The 5290-nt window shown below is 63.3% G+C and carries 3 protein-coding genes; 2 read left to right on the top strand and 1 reads right to left on the bottom strand.

Annotated features, from left to right (window positions below; translation table 11 throughout):
• Nucleotides 1-186 precede the first annotated feature (186 nt).
• Nucleotides 187-2097, top strand: a complete 1911-nt coding sequence (locus B4E36_RS02800) for a DUF2207 domain-containing protein (RefSeq protein ID WP_292057378.1) — start codon at nucleotides 187-189, stop codon at nucleotides 2095-2097.
• A gap of 108 nt (nucleotides 2098-2205) precedes the next feature.
• Here the strand turns inward: B4E36_RS02800 and B4E36_RS02795 are convergent, their stop codons facing one another.
• Nucleotides 2206-2790, bottom strand: coding sequence for a hypothetical protein (locus B4E36_RS02795; protein ID WP_292057380.1), 585 nt, complete (start codon nucleotides 2788-2790; stop codon nucleotides 2206-2208).
• 174 nt (nucleotides 2791-2964) lie between these two features.
• On the opposite strand from B4E36_RS02795, the gene glyS reads away from it, so the two are divergent.
• Nucleotides 2965-5079, top strand: coding sequence for a glycine--tRNA ligase subunit beta (gene glyS, locus B4E36_RS02790; protein WP_292057382.1), 2115 nt, complete (start codon nucleotides 2965-2967; stop codon nucleotides 5077-5079).
• Nucleotides 5080-5290 lie beyond the last annotated feature (211 nt).

Here is a 5290-nt window from a genome sequence, read left to right as displayed (position 1 = left end):
ACAGCGACAGTGAGGGGGGAGACCCTCCTCACGAAAGCCCTCACGAAACTGAAAAGCTGCTTCACCCTCACTGCCCCTTTCGGGGCATCTCTCCCGCAAGCGGGAGAGAATATTGGGTGCAAGCCTCAAGACCGAGCACGACCGACTTGCCTCAAGGGGGGAGATTGGAAGGCGCGTGGCGTTGCCGTGCTGCTCGGAACGCTCCTTCTTGCCGCCGCTCCGGTTCACGCGGCCGAGGTCATCAACAGCTTCACCTCCGACGTCACCGTCGAAAAATCCGGGGTCTACGACGTCACCGAGACCATCGCCGTTCATGCCGAGGGCGACCAGATCAAACGCGGCATTTTCCGTGATTTTCCGCTGCGCTTCCAGACGGATGATGGCCGCACCGGCGATGTCACCTTCGACCTCAAATCCGTCACGCTCGACGGTGCGCCGGTGGATCACCACACCGAAAGCATCACCAACGGCATCCGCATCTATATCGGCTCCGCGGATACGGTGCTGCCGCCCGGCAACCACACCTATCAGCTCACCTACGAGACCGACCGTCAGGTCCGCTATTTCGACGACCATGACGAAATCTACTGGAACGCCACCGGCAATTTCTGGGCCTTTCCGATCGAGCAGGCGACCGCGACCATCACGCTGCCGGAGGGCGTGACGCCGACGCGGACGACCTTCTACACCGGCGCTTACGGCTCGCGCGAACAGAACGCCCGGGAGACGACCAACGGTAATGTGGTGACCTTCGAGACCACGGCCCCGCTCGCCCCCAAGGAAGGTCTTTCGGTCGTCGTCGCCGTGCCGAAGGGCGCGATCGACGCGCCGACGACGTCGGAAAGCGCGTCGTGGTTCCTGAGCGATTACCGCAATTATTTCATCGGCTTCGGCGGCTTGCTGCTGGTCTTCCTCTATTACCTCCTGTCGTGGCGCAAGGTCGGACGCGATCCGCCGGCCGGCGTCGTCGTGCCGCGCTGGGAGCCGCCGGAAGGCCTGTCGCCGGCGCTTGTCGCCTATGTCCAGAACCAGGGTTTCGGCGCAAGCCGGTTCGATGCGATCGCGGCGACCGCGATCGACCTTGCCGTCAAGGGCTTCCTGATCATCGACGAGCCTAAGAAGGGCATGACGCTGAAGCGTACGTCGAAGCCCTACGATCCGGCCCTGCCTGCCGGACAGAAGGCCTTGCTGAAAGCAGTCGATGACGCCGGCGGCGTGTTCATCGTCGACAAGGCGCATGGCTCGAAAGTGTCGGCAATGGCCAGCGCCTTCACCTCGGCGATCACCGGCGAGCATCGCGGCGAGTTCTTCGTCCGCAATATCGGTTACACGGTCGGCGGCGTTGCGCTGTCGCTGGTTTCGCTGCTGGCGCTGCTGATCTTCGGCTACATTTCGAATGCCGTGATCCCGGTCCTGTTCTTCTCGGTGTTCATTTCGGTCTTCGTCGCCGTGTTCGCGGCGATGATCGCCAAGGCCTTCCGCAGGCGCGGGCGCAGCTTCTCCTCGGCGATCGGCGCGCTGGTCGGTGCGGGGGTATTCGGCTTCTTCCTGCTGCATGCGGCCGGCGGCATGGCGGTGACGCTGCTCAGCGACCGTATCGATGCGGAAGACTGGGCCGTGATCGTGGCAGTCGGCGGCATCGTGCTCACCAATCTCGTGTTCTTCTTCATCATGGGCGCGCCGACGACGGCAGGCCGCAAGAAGATGGACGAGATCGCCGGGCTGAAACAGTATCTGACACTCGCGGAAGCCAACCGCATGAACATGGCCGGCGCGCCGAAAATGTCGCCGCAGCATTTCGAGACGCTGCTGCCCTATGCCGTGGCGCTTGGCGTCGAGAAGCCGTGGTCGCGGGCCTTCGACAAGTGGCTTGTGGCCGCTGTCGCCGCCGGCACGGCCGGCTATTATTCGCCCTACTGGTATGCCGGCGATTTCCGCCACCAGAACCTCTCCGACCAGATCGGCAGCTTTTCCTCGTCCATGGCCTCCACCATGTCGTCATCGATGCCGACGCAGAACACCTCGTCCTCCGGCTTTTCGGGCGGCGGCGGGTTTTCCGGCGGCGGTGGCGGCGGTGGTGGTGGCGGTGGCTGGTAGGCCGGTCAGAGCATCGGGCGAAAAAGTGGAATCCGGTTTTTCGATAACCCGATGCGTCAAAACAAAGAGCTGGATTATCGGGCGGTTAGTCTGAACCGCCTGATAAATCTAGTCGGCCATGCGGGTGAAGAGGATGCTGGACGACCGCTCGGGATAGCCGGCATCCGGGGCGCTGTCCCATACCAGAGGCAGGCGACCGAACTCGATGCCGTTCTGGTTGACCCAGACGCTGTCCTTCAGTTCCGTGCCGATGGGGGGGAACGTGTAGGGCGCGCAGGTTCTGCCCGCGGCATCGCGCGGCACGCCGGTCTGCCAGCCGTCCAGGCCGCAGCCGGCGGAATCCACATTGGCGTTGTAGTAGGTGGTCACGTCATCGGCGAGCAGCGTGTAGAGAAACGGTCCCGTTTCCTGCGTGAAATCGATGCGATTGCCAGTCTCCCGAGCGCTGGTAACGATGCCGCGATAGTCGGCGCGCACGGTCGGGACATCGCAATTATTATGCGCATAGGTTTGTGCGCTGGCTGAAATCGTGTCGCCCTCGATCGAAATCTCGGCGATCAGTCCATGGCGGCCGTCCTTGCCGATCTGCAGGCATTCCGTGCGGAAATTGCCCTGTGGCAGCAGCGTTTCGGCAGCAGCCGGGGCGGCGTTACTCGCCAGAATGACGAGCGGCAAAAGCGACAATGTGTGCAAGTTCGGTCCTCCTGTCTGTCAGCACAGAATAACAAGGAATCCGGCTCAATGCGGGCGCAAAAACGGTTCTTTTCCGGCCATGCTTCGAAAAAGCGCATTGCCGGATGACTTTTTTCACGGAGCTTGCTAACACCGCCACACCCAAGTTCCTGACAATGATAGAAGCCCTTTCCGATGCCTGATCTCCTGCTTGAACTTCGATCCGAGGAAATCCCCGCCAGCATGCAGCGCCGGGCGGCGGGCGAGCTGAAAAAGCGCGTCACCGATGCGCTGGTCGATGCGGGTCTGACCTATGAGGGCGCGCGCGAGTATTTCACGCCGCGCCGGCTGACGCTGGACATCCACGGCCTGACCGCGCGTTCCGCCGATGTGCGCGAGGAGCGCAAGGGTCCGCGCGTCGGCGCGCCGGAAAAGGCGCTGGAAGGGTTTCTGCGCGGCGCGGGGCTTTCCGATATTTCCGAGGCGAAGGTTCAGTCGGACCCGAAGAAGGGCGATTTCTATGTCGCCGTCATCGAAAAGCCCGGCCGTGACGCGGAGGAGATCATCCGCGATGTGATGCCCGGCATCATCCGCACTTTCCCCTGGCCGAAATCGATGCGCTGGGGCGCGGCCTCGGCGGAGCCGGGAAGCCTGCGCTGGGTGCGCCCGCTGCAGTCGATCGTCTGCACCTTCGGCACGGAAATCGAGGAAACCAAGGTTATCGATTTCGAGATCGACGGCATCGTCGCCTCCAACATCACCTATGGTCACCGCTTCCATGCGCCGGAGCCGTTCACCGTCAAGCGCTTCTCCGATTACGCCGCCGGGCTGGAAAAGGCCTGCGTGGTGCTCGATGCCGAGCGCCGGAAGGACATCATCCGCGACGATGCCGCCAATCTCGCCTTCGCCAACGGGCTCGACGTGGTCGAGGACGAGGGGCTTCTGGACGAGGTCGCAGGCCTTGTCGAATATCCGCAGGTGCTGCTCGGCGAATTCGAGGAGGCCTTCCTCGAAATTCCGGACGAGATCATCCGGCTGACGATCAAGACCAATCAGAAATGTTTCGTGGTCAGGAAGCATGGCGAGGACAGCCTCACCAACAGGTTCATCCTGGTCGCCAATATCGCCGCCACCGATGGCGGCAAGGAAATCCGCCACGGCAATGGCAAGGTCGTGCGCGCGCGTCTTTCCGACGCGCTGCACTTCTGGCATATCGACCAGCGCGACCTGCCGGACCTCGCCACGCTGAAGGCATCGGCCGAGAAATTCGGCCTCGACCTGAACAAGCCGCTCGACCAGCGCATGGCCAAGCTCGATGCGCTGAACGTGACTTTTCACGCGAAGCTCGGCAGCCAGGGCGATCGCGTTGCCCGCATCCGGGCGCTTGCCGCAAAGCTGGCGCCCATCGTCGGCGCCGATCCGGCCGAAGTTGACCGCGCAGTAGTGCTGGCGAAAGCCGATCTTCGCACCGAGGCCGTTGGCGAATTCCCCGAGCTGCAGGGCGCGATGGGCCGCAAATATGCGATCCTGCAGGGCGAGAGCGAGGATGTCGCGGCGGCCATCGAGGAACACTACAAGCCTCTCGGCCCCTCCGACGTCGTGCCGCGGGGCAAGGTCTCGCTGACGGTGGCGCTCGCCGACAAGCTGGACACGCTCACCGGCTTCTGGTCGATCGATGAAAAGCCCACCGGCTCCGGTGACCCCTATGCGCTGCGCCGCGCCGCGCTGGGCGTCATCCGCATCATTCTGGAACGCGGCGTCCGTCTTCCGCTGCTGTCGGTCTTCGACGACCGTGATCTCCTCTCCTTCTTCCACGACCGTTTCAAGGTCTATCTGCGTGACATGGGCGCGCGGCACGACCTGATCGACGCGGTGCTGGGGCCTGATGCCGATGATCTCGAAGTCGTCGCCCGCCGGGTTGAGGCGCTGACGAAATTCCTCGATTCCGAAGACGGCCAGAACCTGCTGGCGGGCGAGAAGCGGGCAGGGCAGCTTCTGGCGGCGGAAGAAAAGAAGAAGACGCGGGTTGCCGACACGGTCGATCCGGCCCTGTTCGAACTCGATGCCGAAAAGGCGCTTCATGCCGCCATTCAGGATGCCGCCCGGAAGGCGAAGGCCGCTTCCGACAAGGAAGACTATTTCGCCGCCATGGAGGCGCTCTCGGTGCTGCGCGCGCCGGTGGACACCTTCTTCGAGGATGTGCTGGTCAACGCCGAGGACGAGGCCGTGCGCGCCAACCGCCTGGCGCTGCTGGCCATGATCCGCGAGGCCACCGGCACGGTGGCGGATTTCTCGAAGATTTCGGGCTGAGGGCGTCGGGGCGCTGTGGTTTCAGCGTTCTGCCTCGCCTTTCGACCATACCTCGGATACCCTGAAAGCACTTGCGGCCATCAATCTCCCCCCTTGAGGGGGAGATGTCGCGAAAGCGACAGAGAGGGGTATGGGCATGAGCTGCCTGCTCCGAATTTGCCGAAATGTTTCACCCCTCTCTGCCCCTGTCGGGGCATCTCCCCCTCAAGGG

Source organism: Martelella sp. UBA3392, from assembly GCF_002358775.1.
Lineage (GTDB): Bacteria > Pseudomonadota > Alphaproteobacteria > Rhizobiales > Rhizobiaceae > Martelella > Martelella mediterranea.
Note: the sequence above shows the minus strand (reverse complement) of the source record. Positions and strands in the feature narration are given on the sequence as shown.